The organism is Pseudonocardia cypriaca (assembly GCF_006717045.1).
Taxonomy (GTDB): domain Bacteria; phylum Actinomycetota; class Actinomycetes; order Mycobacteriales; family Pseudonocardiaceae; genus Pseudonocardia; species Pseudonocardia cypriaca.
In genome coordinates this window covers 1,862,058-1,878,215 of record NZ_VFPH01000002.1, presented here as the reverse complement: position 1 = coordinate 1,878,215, position 16,158 = coordinate 1,862,058, and the positions used below count along the sequence as shown (strand labels likewise).

Here is a 16,158-nt window from a genome sequence, read left to right as displayed (position 1 = left end):
TCGGCCGCTCAGAGTTTGACGCCCACTTCCAGGGATTCGCCTTCACGGACGTCGAGCTCCTGGATCCGGCCAGCGGCCCGCACGTCGGTCTCTGCGAGGGCGAGTCGGGCGAGGACGGCCTGCGGCGCCGTCACCACCGTCTTGCTGACGTCGGTGCGCATGGAGACCTTCGCCTCCGACTTCGCCCGGCGCACGGCCGTGAGGACGTCGGTGGCGGCGGTGAGGACTCCCGGGTCGCCTGCGTGGGCGCGGATCTCCGCGGCGTCGGGCCACGGGGCGAGGTGCACCGAGCCCTCCTGCCACCACGACCAGACCTCCTCCGTGACGAACGGCAGCACCGGCGCGAACAGCCGCAGCAGCACCGACAGGGCCGTGGCCAGCCCGGCGCGGGCCGATGCGGCGGCGTCGGCACCGTGCTCGCCGTACGCGCGGGCTTTCACCAGCTCCAGGTAGTCGTCGCAGAAGTGCCAGAAGAACCGCTCCGTGACCTCGAGGGCGCGGGCGTGGTCGAAGTCCTCCAGCGCGGCGGTGGCGGCCTCGACGGTGTCGGCGAGCTCGGCGAGCAGGGCGCGGTCCAGCGGCGCCGTGACCCCGCCGGGTGCGGCTCCGGTGGAGAGCGCGAACCGGCTCGCGTTGAGCACCTTGATCGCGAGGCGGCGGCCGATCTTCATCTGCCCGGTGTCGAAGGCGGTGTCGGTGCCGGGCCGGGCACCGGCAGCCCAGTACCGCACCGCGTCCGATCCGTACTGCTCCAGCAACGCCAGCGGCGTGACGACGTTGCCCTTGGACTTCGACATCTTCTTGCGGTCCGGGTCGAGGATCCAGCCGGAGATGGCGACGTGCTGCCACGGCAGCGTGCCGTGCTCGGTGTGGGCACGCAGCACCGTCGCGAACAGCCAGGTGCGGATGATGTCGTGCGCCTGCGGGCGCAGGTCCATCGGGAAGACCCGCCGGAACAGGTCGTCGTCGGTGCACCAGCCTGCCGCGATCTGCGGGCTGAGCGACGAGGTGGCCCAGGTGTCCATGACGTCCGGGTCGCCTGCGAAGCCGCCCGGCACACCGCGCTGCGCCTCGGTGTAGCCGGGGGGCACGTCCGTGCTCGGGTCGACCGGCAGCGCGGCTTCCTCGGCGGCTATCGGGCGGTCGTACGCCGGCTCGCCGTGCTCGTCGAGCGGGTACCAGACGGGGAACGGCACTCCGAAGAACCGCTGCCGGCTGACCAGCCAGTCGCCGTTGAGCCCCTCCACCCAGTTCTCGTAGCGGGCACGCATGTGCGCGGGGTGCCACGCCAGCTCGCGGCCGCGGTCCAGCAGGGCCGAGCGCAGGTCGGCGTCGCGGCCGCCGTTGCGCACGTACCACTGGCGGGTGGTGACGATCTCGAGCGGCTTGTCGCCCTTCTCGTAGAACTTGACCGCGTGGGTGATGCGCTCGGGCTCGCCGACCAGCCGGCCCCGCTCCCGCAGCAGTGCGACCACCCGTTCGCGCGCGGTGTGCACCGTGGCCCCGGCCAGCTGCCCGTAGGCGTCGCCGTCCAGGCCGTCCGGCGGCTCCGCCAGGAACCGGCCGTCGTGCCCGACGACCGTGCGCGTGGGCAGCTGCAGCTCGCGCCACCACAGCACGTCGGTGGTGTCGCCGAACGTGCAGACCATCGCGATGCCGGTGCCCTTCTCCGGGTCGGCGGCGCGGTGGGCGAGCACCGGCACCTCCACGTCGAAGACGGGGGTGCGCGCGTTCGTGCCGAAGAACGGGCGGTACCGCTCGTCGTCGGGGTGGGCCACCAGCGCGACGCACGCCGGCAGCAGCTCCGGCCGGGTGGTGTCGATCTCCAGGTCGGCGCCGTCGGCCCGGGTGAACAGCAGCCGGTGGAACGCGGCGGGCCGATCCCGGTCCTCCAGCTCCGCCTGCGCCACGGCCGTGCGGAACGTGACGTCCCACAGCGTCGGGGCCTCGGCCAGGTACGCCTCGCCGCGGGCGAGGTTGCGCAGGAACGCCCGCTGCGCCGCCACCCGGGCACCGGTGCCGATCGTGCGGTAGGTCGTGGACCAGTCGACCGACAGCCCGAGGCGGCGCCACAGCTCCTCGAACGCGACCTCGTCGTCGGCGGTGAGTCGCTCGCACAGCTCGATGAAGTTCCGCCGGGACACCGGGACCTGGCGCTCGCCGGGCTGATCCGGCGGCTCGAACCCGGGCTCGTAGGGGAGGGCGGGGTCGCAGCGGACGCCGAAGTGGTTCTGCACGCGCCGCTCGGTGGGCAGGCCGTTGTCGTCCCAGCCCATCGGGTAGAACACCGCCCGCCCGCGCATCCGCTGGTAGCGCGCGACGACGTCGGTGTGGGTGTAGGAGAACACGTGCCCGACGTGCAGCGAACCGCTCACCGTCGGCGGCGGCGTGTCGATCGCGAACACCGCTTCCCGCGGGCTCGTGCGGTCGAACCGGTATACGCCCAGCTCGTCCCATCGGCGGGCCCACAACGGCTCGAGGCCGTCGATCGTGGGCCGCTCCGGCAGGGCGGGAACGGGCGATGTCATGCCGCAACGGTACGCAGACCGGCCAGCGGGATTCGCAGATCCCGGCTCGTAGACTCGCGGGGGTGAGCGACGAGCGCGACGAGCTGCCCGAGGGAGAGGGCGAGCTTCCCACGCCCGAGGACGCGGTGGTGTCGCACGTCCTCGACGCCATCCGCGGCGGCGACACCCCCGATGTCGTGCCCGCCCAGTCGTCCACGCTGGGTTTCGCGGAGTTCCTCGCGGTCGAGCAGGAGCTGGACCGCCGATGGCCGGAGACGGTGATGGAGCCGTCGCTCGACCGGATCGCCACGCTCGTGGACGTGCTGGGCGAGCCGCACCGCGGCTACCCGGTGGTGCACCTGACCGGCACCAACGGCAAGACCTCCACCGCCCGCATGGTCGACGCCATCCTCACCGAGGTGGGGCTGCGCACCGGCCGCTACACGAGCCCGCACCTGCAGCGCGCCACCGAGCGAATCAACATCGACAACCGCCCGGTGACGCCCGAGAAGTACGTTCAGGTCTACCGGGACGTCAAGCCGTTCGTGGAGCTGGTCGACCTCAAGGAAGGGGTCTCACTCTCCAAGTTCGAGGTGCTCACGGCGATGGCGTTCTCGGCCTTCGCCGACGCACCCGTGGAGGCGGCGATCGTCGAGGTGGGACTCGGCGGGCGGTGGGACGCCACCAACGTGGCCGACGGCTCCGTCGCGGTGATCACCCCGATCGGCCTCGACCACGCCGAGTACCTCGGCAACGACATCCTCGGCATCGCGCGCGAGAAGGCCGGGATCATCAAGCCGGGCGCCGTCGCCGTGCTGGCCGCCCAGGAGAAGGCGGTCGCCGACGTCCTGCTGGAGCGCTGCGTCGAGGTGGAGGCACAGGTCGCGCGCGAGGGCGTCGAGTTCGGCGTGCGCGAGCGGGAGATCGCCGTCGGCGGGCAGCGGCTCGTGCTGCAGGGCCTCGGCGCCACCTACGACGACGTGTTCCTCCCGCTGCACGGTGAGCACCAGGCGAACAACGCCGCGCTGGCGCTGGCCGCCGCGGAGGCCCTGGTCGGCGCGGGCCCGCAGCAGCCCATCGACGCCGACGTCGTGCGGGCCGCGTTCGAGCGCGTCCAGTCCCCGGGACGGTTGGAGCGGCTCGCCGCCGGGCAGGGCGTGCCCACCGTGCTCGCCGACGCCGCCCACAACCCGCACGGCGCCCGCGCGCTCGCCGCCTCGCTGGTGTCGGAGTTCCGCTTCACCCGGCTCGTCGGCGTGCTCGGCGTGATGCGGGAGAAGGACGTCCGCGGCATCCTCACCGAGCTGGAGCCCGTGCTGCAGGAGGTCGTGATCACGGCCAACTCCTCGCCCCGCTCCATGGACCCCGACGAGCTGGGTGCGCTCGCCGTCGAGGTGTTCGGGTCCGCTCGGGTCAGCGTCGAACCGGTGCTGCGGGAGGCCGTCGACCAGGCGCGCGAGCTGGCCGAGGAGGGCGGCGAGTCCGGGGTCGGCGTCGTCGTGACGGGTTCCGTGGTCACGGCGGGCGAGGTGCGGACGCTGTTCGGCAAGGAGCCGGCATGACCGCTCCCGACCCGATGAAGGGGCTGCGGGGCGTGTACGCGGCCACACTCACCCTCGAGGCGATCGTCGTGGGTCTCGCCCTGCTCGTGCTGCCGAAGTTCGGCGAGGGCGCCACCCCGTTCGGCGTCACGGCGATCGCGGCGCTGGCCGTCGCGATGGTCGTCGCGGCGGGGTTGCAGCGGCGGCCGTGGGGGCTCCGGCTCGCGCTGGGCCTCCAGGCCGTGATGATCGCCTGCGGGCTGCTGGTGCCTGCGCTCGGCGTGATGGGGGTCGTGTTCGCGCTGGTCTGGGCCGGGATCCTGCTGCTGCGTCGCGATCTCATGGGCAAGATGGCCCGCGGCGAGCTGCCCAGCCAGCAGGTCCGAGAACCGTAAGGGTCTTCTCCGCGGGGCGTCGGGCACGCTCGGCACCATGGCCACCCGCACACCGCTGTTCCGCCGTCCCGTCGTCCGGGCACTGCTCGCCGTCGGGGTGGGCCTCGCGGTGGTGGCACTCGCGCTCTTCCAGCCGTGGAAGCTCGTGGTCGACGAGCGCGTGGCCGAGGCGCTGCCGACCGCCGCACCGGCCGCGCCGGCGCCACCGGAAGCGGCGGCGGAGCCGATCGTGCTCGCCCGCGGCGAGCTGGTCGCCCACGAGCACGAGAGCAGCGGCTCCGTCCTCGTCCTCGAGCTGCCGGACGGGTCCCGCGTGCTGCGGCTGGAGGACCTCGACACGAGCAACGGACCGGACCTCCAGGTCTGGATCACGGACGCACCGGTGATCGCGGGCCGGGACGGGTGGCACGTGTTCGACGACGGCCGTCACGTCGATCTCGGCGACCTCAAGGGCAACATCGGCAGCTCGAACTACCCGCTTCCGCCCGAGGTCGACCTCGCGCAGCTGTCCAGCGTGAGCATCTGGTGCCAGCGGTTCGCCGTGTCGTTCGCCGCGGCCACCTTGGAGCCGGTCGCCTCGTGAGCCCCTATCGCCCCGCACGCCGCCTCGCCGCGCGGCGCGCGACGTAGCGGCCCATCTTCTCCGCGGTGCCGCAGTCGGCCATGTCGCACCAGCGGCGGCTGCGGTTCTTGGAGCGGTCCACGTAGAGCCACGGGCAGCGCGCGCAGCGTTTGACCCGCCCGAGCTCGGGGCTGACCAGAAGATCGGCGGCAGCCGCTGCCACCGGGTGCAGGACCCCCTCCAGGTCGTCGGCTCCGGACCACGACCAGCGGTGCGGCCCTTCGCCGCTGTCCAGGTCGGCGGCCGCGACGGCGGCGGCGGCGAAGGGGCGCAGCCGCGTCCAGCGTGCCGGGATGTCGTCCGCGCCGTCGGCGACGGCGCCGAAGAGGTCGTTGAGGACGTCGCGCAGCTCGTGCGCCCGCCGCAGCGCCCCTTCCGCGGCCTCCGGCGCCTGCTCGGCGGCCCGCTGCAGCCCCGCGGCCCGCTGCTCGTCGAGGGTGCCCACCCGCAGGGACCAGCGGACCAGGTCGGGGTAGGTGGCGGCGTGGTCGTGCCGAGTGGGGCCGAGCGGGTCGTCGACCGTGTTCGCGAAGTCCAGTGCGAGGTGGCCGCCGACGATCGGCAACTCCCGCGGTTGCTCCATGTTTCCACCATACGGCCCTTCACCGGTTGCGAGGGGACGACTCGCGTGCCACGGTTTCCGCCGTGGCGCAGATGACTGGTAACAGAAGCCAGGTTGGCCCGTTCCCCGCGCTCGCGGCTGCCGTGCTGCTGCTCGGCACCGCCGACTCGATGGTCGGCTCCTACCTGGTGCTGTTCGCGGCCGACGAGGCGCGCCTGACGCCGGTCCAGGTCGGCCTGCTCACCTCCGCGCCGGCCGCAGGCGGGATGGTCATCAGCCTGGTCGCGGCCCGGCGCTTCGACCGGGCCCCGACGCGCGTCTACGCGGCGGGTGCCGCCGCGCTCGGGGCGCTCGGGTTCGTGCTGCTTCCCGGGACATCGGCCTTTCCGCTACTGCTCCTGATCGCAGGCACCCTCGTGGCCGCCGTCGGGGCAGCGTTCCCGCAGCTGTTCGCGCTCGCGCGGGTGGTGCTCGGCGACGGGTCGACCGGGCGCCGGTCCGCCCCGCTGCTGCGCTCGGGGTGGTCGCTGGCCTGGGCGGTCGGTCCGCTCGCCGGCGCCGCGGTGCTCGCCACCGCGGGGTACACCGGCATCTTCTGGACGGCGGCGGCCGTCCTCGCGCTCACCGCGGTGGTCACCCTCACCGTCCCGAGCCCGCGCCCCCCGGCGCGGGAGACCGTCCCGGTGCGCCGGGATGCGGGCCCGTCCGCCCGTCCGGCCGCCGTCGCGCTGCTCGTCGTGGCCGTCATGCTGTTCTACCTCGCGACGTACGCCGGTTCCGTGGCGCTGCCGCTGCACGTCACACGCGGCCTGGGCCTCCCGGCGAGCGCCGTGGGCCTGCTCTACAGCGCCTGCGCGGCCGTGGAGGTCGTGGCTGCGCTCGCGCTCGCCCGGCTCCCGGCCCGCAGCGGCGAGCGCTGGCTGATCGCGGCCGCGATGGGCGCCTTCGCCGCGTTCTGCGTCCTCGCGGTGCTGGCCGACGGCATGGAGTTGCTCCTGGCCGCTCAGGTGGCGAGGGGCGTGGCGATCGCGGTGGTCGGGGCGGCGGGCATCCGCTTCTTCCAGGACGCGCTCGCCCCGGCCACCGGACGGGCGATGGCCCTGTACTCCAACGCGAACGCGGCCGGGGCGGTGCTCGCAGGCGGCCTCGCCGGGCTGGCGGTGCAGCACTGGGGCGCTCCGGCGACGCTGCTCGCCTGCGGCGCGACCGCCGTCGCAGGGGGCGCGACCTTCGTCGCCGCCACCTCGCCGGGCCTGCTCGGCGCCCGCCGATAGGGTGTCGCGCGTGACTGAACGCACCCTGGTCCTCGTCAAGCCCGACGGCGTGCAGCGCCGCCTGATCGGCGAGGTCATCTCCCGCATCGAGCGCAAGGGGCTCGACGTCGTCGCCCTCGAGCTGCGCACCGTCCCCCGCGAGCTCGCCGAGCAGCACTACGCGGAGCACGACGGCAAGCCGTTCTTCGGCGACCTGCTGGAGTTCATCACCTCCGGCCAGGTGCTCGCGGCCGTCGTGGAAGGCCCGCGGGCGATCGCCGCGTTCCGCCAGCTGGCGGGCGGCACCGACCCGGTCGAGAAGGCCACCCCCGGCACCATCCGCGGTGACTTCGGCCTGGAGACGCAGTACAACCTCGTCCACGGCTCCGACTCGCCGGAGAGCGCCGCACGGGAGATCAAGCTCTGGTTCCCGAACCTGTGATCTCCGGGCCGTATCCCGTCACCGGGGTGCGGCCGGGACTCGCGGCAGAGCTGGGCTCGCTCTGGACGGCGGTCACGCGCGCGGACGGGGCCGTCGGCTTCGCGCCGGACGCGCCGGAGGCGGACATCAGGGCGGCCGCCGTCGCGCTCGTCGAGGACGTGCGGGCAGGCCGCCAGCACCTGATCGCCCTCGACGCCGACGGCACGCTCGCCGGCACCGTCTTCCTCCGGCGCGGCGACCGGCCCGTGATCCTGCATCGCGCCGACGTGCTCAAGCTGATGGTGCACCCCGACCTGCAGGGGCGCGGGTGGGGCAAGGCGCTGCTCGACGCCGCCGTCGCCCACGCGACGGAACTGGGTCTTGAACAGCTGCTGCTCTCCACCCGCGGCGGCACCAGCCTGCCCGCGTTCTACGTGAAGCAGGGCTGGACGCAGGTCGGCCTGTTCCCGGACGCGCTGCGCATCGGGCCCGACGACCTGCGCGACGAGCACTGGTTCCAGCTGCGCCTCAGTTGACGCCTGCCCGGTGGTGCTGCAGCGCCCGCAGCTCCACCGGGTCGTGGGCGCTGAAGATCGTGATCTGGTCGCCGTGCTCCCGCACCAGCTCGCGCAGCCGCTCCTGGTTGGCCAGGCGCAGCCCGCGGGCGGTCTCCATCCGCGCCTGCATGTAGCGCAGTCCCGGCGGGCAGCCCGGTGCCTCGACACGCATCTCGTCGTGGTGGAAGTACGCGTCCCCCGCGTGCAGCAGCCAGCCGTCCCCGTCCCGCACGGCCACGCCGGTGTGACCGACGGTGTGGCCGGTCAGCGGGACCAGCCGGATGTCCGCCGGAACGTCCGGCAGGTCGCGGACGGCGGCGAAGCCGAACCACTCGTCGCCCTGCGGATCGTGCGTCACCCACTGCGGCCCGTGCGCCCACTGGGCCCGCGGGTAGCGGGTGCGTTCCCCGGACGTGCGGGCCGAGCGCGCCGCCTCCAGCTCGCTGCGCAGCACGTGCACGCGCGCGTGCGGGAAGTCCCGCAGCCCGCCGCCGTGGTCGAGGTCGAGGTGGGTGAGGAGGATGTCGCGGACGTCCTCTGCGCGGAACCCGAGCCCCTCGACCTGCCGCAGCGCGGTCTCGGACTCGTCGAGCACCGGCCGGGCCAGCCGCCGGAACGACCGAGTGAGCGACGCGTCCGGGTTCCGGACGTCGTCGGTGCCGTAGCCGCTGTCGACGAGGACCAGCCCGTGGTCGGACTCGACCAGCAGGCAGTGGCAGATCATCTCGGCGGTCGCGAACAGCGATCCGCTCCCGCTCACCAGCCGGCCGCCGTAGGGGCGCATCGTGCCGCAGTTGAGGTGGTGGATCCTCATTCCGGTCTCCGTTCCGGGGTGAGCAGGGCGCGCAGGTGCGTCCCCACGGTCTGCAGTGGCGTGACGTCCCGGCGGGTGCGCGCGAGGAGGATGGCGCCCTCGGCGGCGGCGACCAGCACCGTGGCGAGGCCTTCGGCGTCGGCGACGCCGGCCGCGCGCAGGTGCTGGGCCACGAGGTCCTGCCACGAGTCGTAGACGTCCGCGCACGCGGCGCGGATCGGCTCGCTCTGCGCGGCGGCGTCGAGCGCGACCGTGGCCACCGGGCAGCCCTCCCGGAAACCGGTGGCGACGAGGTGCTCGCCGAGCAGGGCCAGGACGCGCGCGAGCGCGTCCGCCGGCTCCGGGGTGGACGCGAGCGCCGCGGCGATCCCTTCACCCAGCTCCCGGCCCGAGAGCTGCACCGACTCGACCGCGAGCTGCTCCTTGCCGCCGGGGAAGTGGAAGTAGAGAGAGCCCTTCGGCAGGCCGCCCTCGGCGAGCACCTGGTTGAGCCCGGTGGCGTGGTAGCCCTGGGCGCGGAACAGGCCTGCCGCGGTGCGGATCACCCGCTCCCGGGTGTCTGATCGCCTCGGCATCCCTGAACTATAGAGACCGGTCTACTTGGCGTCGAGGGGGGTTGACGGCGGCGCCCTTCTGGCTCAAGGCCTTCTGGCTCGAGGTCTGCCTTTCCAGGGCCTCCTGGCGGCGCCGCGCATTGTGCGGGGCCGCCCTCACAGCTCAAGGGCGCTGCGCGTCGCTCCGCGATCGCTGGCGCGACCCTTGACCTGCGAGCCTCTGCGGCCCCTGAGGGCAAGCTTCGCGGGCAGGCCCAAGGGCCTGCCCCTTGGGTGCGCGGCGCCGCCAGGAGGCCGGTGTCGGGCATCTCCTTGTCCCTTGCGCACCCGGTTTCGGCTCACGCGCCGCGTTTCGGTCCATGCGACCGGTCGACGGGGTGCATCAACGGAGAAAGGGGTGCGTGAGCTGCGAAGATCACCAGTTGGGTGCGTTTCCCGACGCAGGGCGTCGGGTTTCGCGCCGAAACGCTGATCATGCCCGTGAGACCGGCCTTCGGTGGCGCCGCGCGCCGAAAGGGGCAGGCCCGTGGCCTGCCCGCGAAGCGGCCCCGCACGATGCGCGGCGCCACCGAAGGCCTGGTGCGAGGTTGGCCTGGAGACCGCCCTACCCGGCGTCGAGCCCTTCGAAGGCCGCGGCGAGTCCGAGCAGGGCCGAGTCGGTGCCGGGCAGGCCGTCGAAGGACAACCCGACCGGCAGCCCCGACGCCGTGCGGCCGGCCGGCACCGAGATGCTCGGCAGCCCCGCGAAGGAGGTGGGGTCGGTGTTGCGGAGGTACGCCTGGAGCGTGCCGACCGGCCGCCCGTTGATCAGCACCTCGTCGTCCTGGCCGATCGGCCGCGCGGGGAGCCGGGTGGTTGGTAGCACCAGCGCGTCGAGCCGGTCGCGCCGGATGCAGTCGGCGTAGCGGGCCACGAGGGCGGGCCGGACCCGTTCCAGGATCTCGACGTGGTGGGTGTCGGGGACGGGATCGCCCCAGAGCTGGTCGGCGAGCCACCCGCGCTCGACCGGACCGGCCATCGCGTCGACGACCTCCTCGAGCGTCAGCGGGCAGCGGTGGCGGGCGAGGTGCAGTCCCAGCTCGCGGGGCCACTCGCGCAGGGTGAGGGCGAGGGAGTGGGGGAGCAGCAGTTCCTCGAGGTCCTCGACGGTCGTCTCGACCAGCTCGGCCCCGGCGTCGGACAGCCGCCCGAGCGCCTCGTCGATCACGGCGGCGGTCCCGGCGTCGAGGTCGTCGTAGAAGTAGGCCCGGGGCACGCCGAGGCGTCGCCCGGCGAGCTCGACCGGAGCGCTGCGGACGCCGGTGACCAGCTCGTCGACGAGGAGTGCCTCGGCGACCGTCCGCGTGATCGGGCCGACGGTGTCGCGGGTGGCCGACAGCGGGATCACGCCGTCGTTCGGGTAGCGGCCCGTGGTCGGGCGGAAGCCGACGCACCCGCAGAGCGCGGCCGGGATCCGGACCGACCCCGCGGTGTCCGCGCCGAGGGCCACCGGCACGACGCCCGCCGCGACGGCGACCGCGCTCCCGCCGCTGCTCCCGCCCGCGATCAGCCGCGGGTCGTGGGGGTTGCGCACGGCGCCGTACGCGAGGTTGTTCGAGGTGATCCCGGCCGAGAGCTCGTGCATGCCGGTCTTGCCCACGACCACCGCTCCGGCCTTGCGCAGGACGGTCACGATCGCGGCGTCCGCGGCCGGGTGCCAGTTGCGCAGGGCGGGGGTTCCGCCGGTGCAGGGGAGTCCCGCCACGTGGATGCTGTCCTTCACCGCGATCGGGACGCCACCGAGCGGCCCATCCGTCGCCCTGGCCGGGGCGTCCGCGAGCGTGACGAAGGCGTTGAGCTCCGCGGTGTCGTGGGCGCGCCGGAGCGCGGCTTCGACCTGGTCGCTCATCGTGCGGTGCTCCGGATCGTCAGCACGAGCGTGATCGCGGCGAGCGAGGCGAGGCCGAGCAGGAGGACGGTGGGCGGCACGAGGTGGTCGACGGCGGCGAGTGGGACCGCCACGGCGAGGCCGAGGTAGGAGATCGCCTGGTAGGCCGCGGTGAGGCCGGCGAGCTGTCCCGGCGGGGCGATGCGTTGTACCTCGGCGAGGCCGCACACCTGGCAGCACCCGTAGGCGGCGCCGAGCACGAGGACCGCCACGACGACGAGGAGCGGGTCCCTGGTGGCGGCGGCGAGGGCCGCCACGAGGAGGCCGGCGACCACGAGGCCCATGGCCGTACCGAGGAGGCGGCGGCTGCCCCGCCTGGCGACCCGGCGGGCCACGGGCACCACGGCGATCCCCGACGCGGCGCCCAGCAGCGTGACCAGCGTGCAGAAGATCAGCACGTACGCGCCCAGCTGGGGTTCGACGAGCGCGGGGAGGTAGGCGATGCCGACCGCGACCACGCCGAACACCCACGGCGCCAGCGGCGCGACCACCGTGCGGAACCGGGGTGCCGACATGTCGGGGATCCGCAGCCGTCCCTCGCCCGCCACGGGGGTGCGCGTCTCGGGGGTGCGGCGCACCAGCGGCAGGGCGGCGAGGGTCAGCAGCAGGTGCGGCAGGTAGGGCAGCACCGTGCGGGCCGGCGCCCACTGCGCCAGCACCCCGGCCACCAGCGGGCCGAGGCCGAACCCCACGGTCATCGCGACGGTCGCCCGCCGCGGGCCGTGCTCGCCGCCCGCCCCGGCGCTGAGCTCCCGGATCCAGGCCGCACCCGCGCTGAAGCCCGCCCCGCTCGCGAACCCGGCGACGAGCCGGCCCGCGAACAGCCACGCGACGCCGTGACCCCCGACGAGCAGGAGTGCGGAGGCGGCCACGGACGCGGCCAGCGCCGCGAGGACGACCGGTCGCCTGCCGTACCGGTCGGACACGGGGCCGCCGAACAGCAGACCGGGGACCAGCCCGACGACGTACATCGCGAAGACGGCCTGCACGGTCGCGGCGCCGACGCCCAGCTCGGAGCGGTACATCAGCAGGAGCGGGGCGAACTGCTGCGCGCCCCAGCCCACCGCCGCAACCGCCGCTCCGGCTCCCCACCACACCTTGTCCCGCTGCCACTGCAGCACTCCCGGTTGCTCCACGGCGGAGATGCTGCGCGGTCGCAGGCCGCACCACGAGTGACCGGAACGCCAACATGCGTACAGTTCCGGACATGCACACCGTCGCCCTCGCCGTGGCCGGAGTTCAGTCGCTGCTGGAGGTGGCCGTTGCGCACGACGTCTTCGGACTGCACCGATCGGACCTCGCCGACCCCTGGTACGACTTCGTGGTCTGCGCGCCTGCGACGGTGAGCATCGGTGGCTGGTTCCAGGTGAGCACGCCGCACGGGCTCGACCGGCTCGTCACCGCGGACACCGTCATCGTGCCGTGGAACCACGACGTCGAACAGCCACCACCCGCCGAGCTGGTGGACGCGGTGCGGGCCGCGCACGAGGCCGGGGCGCGGGTCGCGTCGATCTGCACGGGCGCCTTCGTCCTGGCGGCGGCCGGCCTGCTCGACGGCAGGCGGGCCACCACCCACTGGATGCACGCCGAGCGACTGGCCCGCCGCCACCCACGGGTGCAGGTCGACCCCGACGTGCTCTACATCGACCACGGCGACGTGCTCACGTCCGCGGGCAAGGCCGCAGGCCTCGACCTGTGCCTGCACCTCGTCCGGAACGACCACGGCAGCGCCGTCGCCAACGCGCTCGCCCGCCGCCTCGTCGTGCCGCCGCACCGGTCCGGCGGGCAGGCCCAGTTCATCCCCGCCCCCGTGCCATCCGGGGTGGACGGTGGGCTGGGCGCGCTGCTCGGCTGGGCGCTCGAGCGCCTCGACGAGCCGCTGACCGTCACGGACCTGGCCCGCCAGGCGCGCATGAGCGAGCGCACGCTCACCCGGCAGTTCCGGTCCGCCACCGGCACCACGCCCCTGCAGTGGCTGCTGACCCAGCGGGTCCACCGGGCGCAGGAGCTGCTGGAGACCACCGACCACAGCGTCGAGCAGGTGGCGGCCCGCACCGGCCTCGGCACGGCCGCCACGCTGCGCAGGCACTTCCACCGCACCCTCGGTGTCGCGCCGGACGCCTACCGCCGCTCCTTCCACGGACGGTCCCGCCCCGCGGCCTAGGGCCTGTCCTGTAAGCCCAGGACCACGCTCTTCGCGCCCGAGATCGCCCCTGGCGGCGTTGCCGGCACGACCGGGTACGTCCAGTACAACGGCTCGTGCCGGCGCCTTGCCAGGGACGATCTCGATCACGAAGCCCGCGGCCCCGGGCCTACAGGACAGGCCCTAGGGCCTCCGAAACGTCCACGCATTCTGTCGGGGAACCCGGCTAGCGTGCTCGGGGTGGGGGATGGACTGGTCCAGGCGCGGGGGCTGCGCAAGCGCTTCGGCGCGTTCGAGGCCGTGCGGGGCATCGACGTCGATGTCGCGCGCGGCGAGGTGTTCGGCTTCCTCGGGCCCAACGGCGCCGGGAAGTCGTCCACGATGCGCATGATCGCCTGCGTCTCGCCGCGCAGCGGGGGCGAGCTGCAGGTGCTGGGCATGGACCCCACCGCCGACGGGCCGCGCATCCGCGCCCGGATCGGGGTGGTTCCGCAGCTGGACAACCTCGACCAGGAGCTCACGGTCCGGCAGAACCTGGAGGTCTACGGGCGCTACTTCGGCCTGTCCCGCGCCCACGTGCGCGCCAAGGCCGAGGAACTCCTGGAGTTCGTCCGGCTGGCGGAGCGGGGCGACGACGAGGTCGAGCCGCTGTCGGGCGGGATGAAGCGGCGGCTCACCATCGCCAGGGCGCTGATCAACGACCCCGAGCTGCTGCTGCTCGACGAGCCCACCACCGGGCTCGACCCGCAGGCCCGCCACCTGCTGTGGGAGCGGCTCTACCGGCTCAAGCGCGAGGGCGTCACCCAGATCATCACCACCCACTACATGGACGAGGCGGAGCAGCTGTGCGACCGGCTCGTCGTCATGGACGGCGGGCTGATCGCGGCGGAGGGATCGCCTGCCGAGCTGATCGAGCGCTACTCCACGCGGGAGGTGCTCGAACTGCGGTTCCCGCCGGGCACCGCGCCGCCGGCCGACGGTCTCCCGGCGGCCCTCGCGCCCCACGTCGAGCGCGTGGAGGAGCTGCCCGACCGGCTGCTGCTCTACACCGCCGACGGCGAGCGCGCGCAGGCTGCGGTCGCCGGTGCCGGCCACCGTCCGCTGTCGGCGCTGGTGCGCCGCTCCTCGCTGGAGGACGTGTTCCTCCGGCTCACGGGCCGGAGCCTGGTGGAATGAGCGCTCCCGACCTCGTCGCACGATCCACCGGGCGGGCGCCCGGCGCTGTGCGGGGCGTGCTGCTCGTCGTCGAGCACGCCTGGGTGTGGTACCGCCGCAATTGGCGGGCCACCGTGGTGTCGTCGGTCCTGCAGCCGCTGCTGTTCCTGCTCGCGTTCGGTATCGGGTTCGGCTCGCTGGTGCAGGGTGGGGCCGGCACCGCGGCGGCCACCGGCGGGGTCGGTTACCTCGTGTGGCTCGCGCCGGCGCTGCTCGCGGTGTCGGCGGTGCAGACTGCGGCGTTCGAGTCGTCATACCCGGTGCTGTCGGGATTCAAATGGCAGCGCCACTACCACGGGATGACGGCCGGTCCGGTCTCGCCGGCCCAGGTGGCGCTCGGCCACCTCGCCTGGGTGGCGATCAAGACTGCGGGCTCCGGCGCCGTCTACATCGGCGTGATCGCGGTGTTCGGCGGGGTGGAGAGCGCCGGCATCGTGGTGTCGCTGTTCGCCGCGGTGCTCACCGGGGTCGCGATGGCGGCGCCGGTCACCGCGTTCTCGGCCACCCTCGAGAGCGAGGGCGCGGCGTTCAGCGTGCTGTTCCGGTTCGTGGTCATCCCGATGACGCTGTTCTCGGGCACGTTCTTCCCGGTCGACCGGCTTCCCGACTGGGTGCAGCCGGTGGCGTGGGTGTCGCCGCTGTGGCACGGCACCGAGGTCGCCCGCGCCGCCGCGCTCGACCGGTGGCAGCCGCTCGCCGCGCTCGGCCACATCGCGTACCTGCTCGTGCTGGTGGTGCTCGGCGCGGCGCTGGCCGCCCGCCTGTACACGCGGAGGCTTCAACCATGACCGCGGTCGACGAGCCGGCCACGACACCGGCGGCATCCTCGGCAGCGCTGCTGCGGCTGCTGGTGCCGGCCGGCAGCTACGCGGGGCGCTCGCACGCGTTGCTGATCCGTTCGGCCACCGCGTCGCGCAGGGCGTGGCTCGCGTTCGTGTCGGGGTTCTCCGAGCCGGTGTTCTACCTGTTCGCGATGGGGCAGGGCCTCGGATCCATGGTGGGCACGCTGCCCGGTCCGGACGGCGCCCCCATCAGCTACGCCGCGTTCATCGCGCCCGGTCTCCTCGCGGCGTCCGCGATGAACGGCGCGGTGTTCGACTCCACCTTCAACGTGTTCTTCAAGCTCAAGTACGGCCGCATCTACGACGCGATGCTGGCCACCCCGCTCGGTCCGGTCGACATCGCGCTCGGTGAGATCGGGTGGGCCCTCATCCGCGGCGGCCTCTACGCGCTCGGCTTCCTCGCCGTGATGGGCGGCTTCGGGCTGTTGGTGTCGCCGTGGGCGCTGCTGGCGCTCCCGGCGGCGCTGCTCGTGGCGTTCGCGTTCGCGGCCGTCGGCATGGCCGCCACGTCGTACATGCGCTCGTGGCAGGACTTCGACCTGGTCACGCTCGTGGTGCTGCCGATGTTCCTGTTCTCCACCACGTTCTACCCGCTCTCGGTCTACCCCCGGTGGCTGCAGATCGTGGTGGAGTGCCTGCCGCTCTACCACGCGGTGGAGCTGATGCGCGGGCTCACCACGGGTGCCGTGCACGCCGGGATGCTCGGACACCTGGCCTACTTCGTGGTCATGACCGCGGTCGGGTTGGTCGTGGCGGCCCGGCGGCTGGACGCACTGCTGCTCCGGTAGCGCGCCGCGGGCCGTCG

Annotated in this window: 16 protein-coding genes; 10 read left to right on the top strand and 6 right to left on the bottom strand. The window is 73.8% G+C overall.

What is annotated here, in order from left to right; all coding sequences use genetic code 11:
* Positions 1-8 precede the first annotated feature (8 nt).
* Positions 9-2,528 carry a valine--tRNA ligase gene (valS, locus tag FB388_RS26455; RefSeq protein ID WP_142104855.1) on the bottom strand — a complete coding sequence of 840 codons (2,520 nt, stop codon included), beginning with the start codon at positions 2,526-2,528 and terminating at the stop codon, positions 9-11.
* On the opposite strand from valS, the gene FB388_RS26450 reads away from it, so the two are divergent.
* From FB388_RS26450 to FB388_RS26440, 3 genes are read left to right on the top strand one after another with little or no spacing between them, the layout of a single operon-like run.
* Complete coding sequence (locus tag FB388_RS26450; RefSeq protein ID WP_142104854.1) at positions 2,522-4,069, top strand: bifunctional folylpolyglutamate synthase/dihydrofolate synthase; 1,548 nt, start codon at positions 2,522-2,524, stop codon at positions 4,067-4,069. The two genes, valS and FB388_RS26450, sit on opposite strands and share 7 nt — an antisense overlap.
* Positions 4,066-4,443, top strand: coding sequence for a DUF4233 domain-containing protein (locus tag FB388_RS26445; RefSeq protein WP_142104853.1), 378 nt, complete (start codon positions 4,066-4,068; stop codon positions 4,441-4,443). Before FB388_RS26450 ends, FB388_RS26445 begins: the two co-directional genes overlap by 4 nt.
* A gap of 37 nt (positions 4,444-4,480) precedes the next feature.
* The gene (locus FB388_RS26440; protein WP_142104852.1) at positions 4,481-5,026 is read left to right on the top strand and encodes a DM13 domain-containing protein; all 546 of its coding nucleotides are present in this window, start codon (positions 4,481-4,483) and stop codon (positions 5,024-5,026) included.
* 4 nt (positions 5,027-5,030) lie between these two features.
* Here the strand turns inward: FB388_RS26440 and FB388_RS26435 are convergent, their stop codons facing one another.
* Positions 5,031-5,648 carry a CGNR zinc finger domain-containing protein gene (locus FB388_RS26435; RefSeq protein WP_142104851.1) on the bottom strand — a complete coding sequence of 206 codons (618 nt, stop codon included), beginning with the start codon at positions 5,646-5,648 and terminating at the stop codon, positions 5,031-5,033.
* A 71-nt stretch (positions 5,649-5,719) separates the two neighbouring features.
* Between FB388_RS26435 and FB388_RS26430 the strand changes: the two genes are divergently transcribed.
* The 3 genes from FB388_RS26430 to FB388_RS26420 are packed head-to-tail and all read left to right on the top strand — an operon-like array spanning position 5,720 to position 7,837.
* Positions 5,720-6,901, top strand: coding sequence for an MFS transporter (locus tag FB388_RS26430; RefSeq protein ID WP_142104850.1), 1,182 nt, complete (start codon positions 5,720-5,722; stop codon positions 6,899-6,901).
* 10 nt (positions 6,902-6,911) lie between these two features.
* Positions 6,912-7,322: a nucleoside-diphosphate kinase gene (ndk, locus tag FB388_RS26425; RefSeq protein WP_142104849.1), complete on the top strand. Its 411-nt coding sequence runs from the start codon at positions 6,912-6,914 to the stop codon at positions 7,320-7,322.
* A gap of 26 nt (positions 7,323-7,348) precedes the next feature.
* Positions 7,349-7,837, top strand: a complete 489-nt coding sequence (locus FB388_RS26420) for a GNAT family N-acetyltransferase (RefSeq protein WP_170225840.1) — start codon at positions 7,349-7,351, stop codon at positions 7,835-7,837.
* Here FB388_RS26420 and FB388_RS26415 read toward each other — a convergent pair.
* The 4 genes from FB388_RS26415 to FB388_RS26400 form a co-directional block, all read right to left on the bottom strand.
* A complete protein-coding gene (locus FB388_RS26415; RefSeq protein WP_142104847.1) occupies positions 7,830-8,672 on the bottom strand; it encodes an MBL fold metallo-hydrolase in 843 nt (280 codons plus the stop codon). The two genes, FB388_RS26420 and FB388_RS26415, sit on opposite strands and share 8 nt — an antisense overlap.
* Positions 8,669-9,247 (bottom strand): TetR/AcrR family transcriptional regulator, encoded by a 579-nt coding sequence (locus tag FB388_RS26410; protein WP_142104846.1) that lies wholly within the window; start codon positions 9,245-9,247, stop codon positions 8,669-8,671. The genes FB388_RS26415 and FB388_RS26410 overlap by 4 nt, the downstream gene beginning before the upstream one ends.
* A 583-nt stretch (positions 9,248-9,830) precedes the next feature.
* Entirely contained in the window at positions 9,831-11,114 is a 1,284-nt protein-coding gene (locus FB388_RS26405; RefSeq protein ID WP_142104845.1) for an amidase family protein, read from the bottom strand.
* Complete coding sequence (locus FB388_RS26400) at positions 11,111-12,289, bottom strand: MFS transporter (protein WP_246122417.1); 1,179 nt, start codon at positions 12,287-12,289, stop codon at positions 11,111-11,113. The genes FB388_RS26405 and FB388_RS26400 overlap by 4 nt, the downstream gene beginning before the upstream one ends.
* Positions 12,290-12,360: 71 nt before the next feature.
* Here FB388_RS26400 and FB388_RS26395 point away from each other — a divergent pair, with 71 nt between their 5' ends.
* The 4 genes from FB388_RS26395 (at position 12,361) to FB388_RS26380 (ending at position 16,141) form a co-directional block, all read left to right on the top strand.
* Entirely contained in the window at positions 12,361-13,317 is a 957-nt protein-coding gene (locus FB388_RS26395) for a helix-turn-helix domain-containing protein (RefSeq protein WP_142104843.1), read from the top strand.
* A gap of 219 nt (positions 13,318-13,536) precedes the next feature.
* On the top strand, positions 13,537-14,472 hold the full coding sequence (locus tag FB388_RS26390) for an ABC transporter ATP-binding protein (RefSeq protein WP_425468572.1): 936 nt from the start codon (positions 13,537-13,539) through the stop codon (positions 14,470-14,472).
* A complete protein-coding gene (locus tag FB388_RS26385; RefSeq protein WP_142104841.1) occupies positions 14,469-15,299 on the top strand; it encodes an ABC transporter permease in 831 nt (276 codons plus the stop codon). Before FB388_RS26390 ends, FB388_RS26385 begins: the two co-directional genes overlap by 4 nt.
* Positions 15,296-16,141, top strand: coding sequence for an ABC transporter permease (locus tag FB388_RS26380; RefSeq protein ID WP_142104840.1), 846 nt, complete (start codon positions 15,296-15,298; stop codon positions 16,139-16,141). The genes FB388_RS26385 and FB388_RS26380 overlap by 4 nt, the downstream gene beginning before the upstream one ends.
* Positions 16,142-16,158 lie beyond the last annotated feature (17 nt).

Coding starts and splice junctions, on each gene's coding strand:
- FB388_RS26415 (WP_142104847.1), bottom strand. CDS start 8,672: ATGAGGATCCACCACCTCAACTGCGGCACGATGCGCCCCTACGGCGGC.
- FB388_RS26385 (WP_142104841.1), top strand. CDS start 14,469: ATGAGCGCTCCCGACCTCGTCGCACGATCCACCGGGCGGGCGCCCGGC.
- FB388_RS26430 (WP_142104850.1), top strand. CDS start 5,720: ATGACTGGTAACAGAAGCCAGGTTGGCCCGTTCCCCGCGCTCGCGGCT.
- FB388_RS26380 (WP_142104840.1), top strand. CDS start 15,296: ATGACCGCGGTCGACGAGCCGGCCACGACACCGGCGGCATCCTCGGCA.
- valS (WP_142104855.1), bottom strand. CDS start 2,528: ATGACATCGCCCGTTCCCGCCCTGCCGGAGCGGCCCACGATCGACGGC.
- FB388_RS26440 (WP_142104852.1), top strand. CDS start 4,481: ATGGCCACCCGCACACCGCTGTTCCGCCGTCCCGTCGTCCGGGCACTG.
- FB388_RS26405 (WP_142104845.1), bottom strand. CDS start 11,114: ATGAGCGACCAGGTCGAAGCCGCGCTCCGGCGCGCCCACGACACCGCG.
- FB388_RS26445 (WP_142104853.1), top strand. CDS start 4,066: ATGACCGCTCCCGACCCGATGAAGGGGCTGCGGGGCGTGTACGCGGCC.
- FB388_RS26395 (WP_142104843.1), top strand. CDS start 12,361: ATGCACACCGTCGCCCTCGCCGTGGCCGGAGTTCAGTCGCTGCTGGAG.
- FB388_RS26450 (WP_142104854.1), top strand. CDS start 2,522: ATGTCATGCCGCAACGGTACGCAGACCGGCCAGCGGGATTCGCAGATC.
- FB388_RS26410 (WP_142104846.1), bottom strand. CDS start 9,247: ATGCCGAGGCGATCAGACACCCGGGAGCGGGTGATCCGCACCGCGGCA.
- FB388_RS26435 (WP_142104851.1), bottom strand. CDS start 5,648: ATGGAGCAACCGCGGGAGTTGCCGATCGTCGGCGGCCACCTCGCACTG.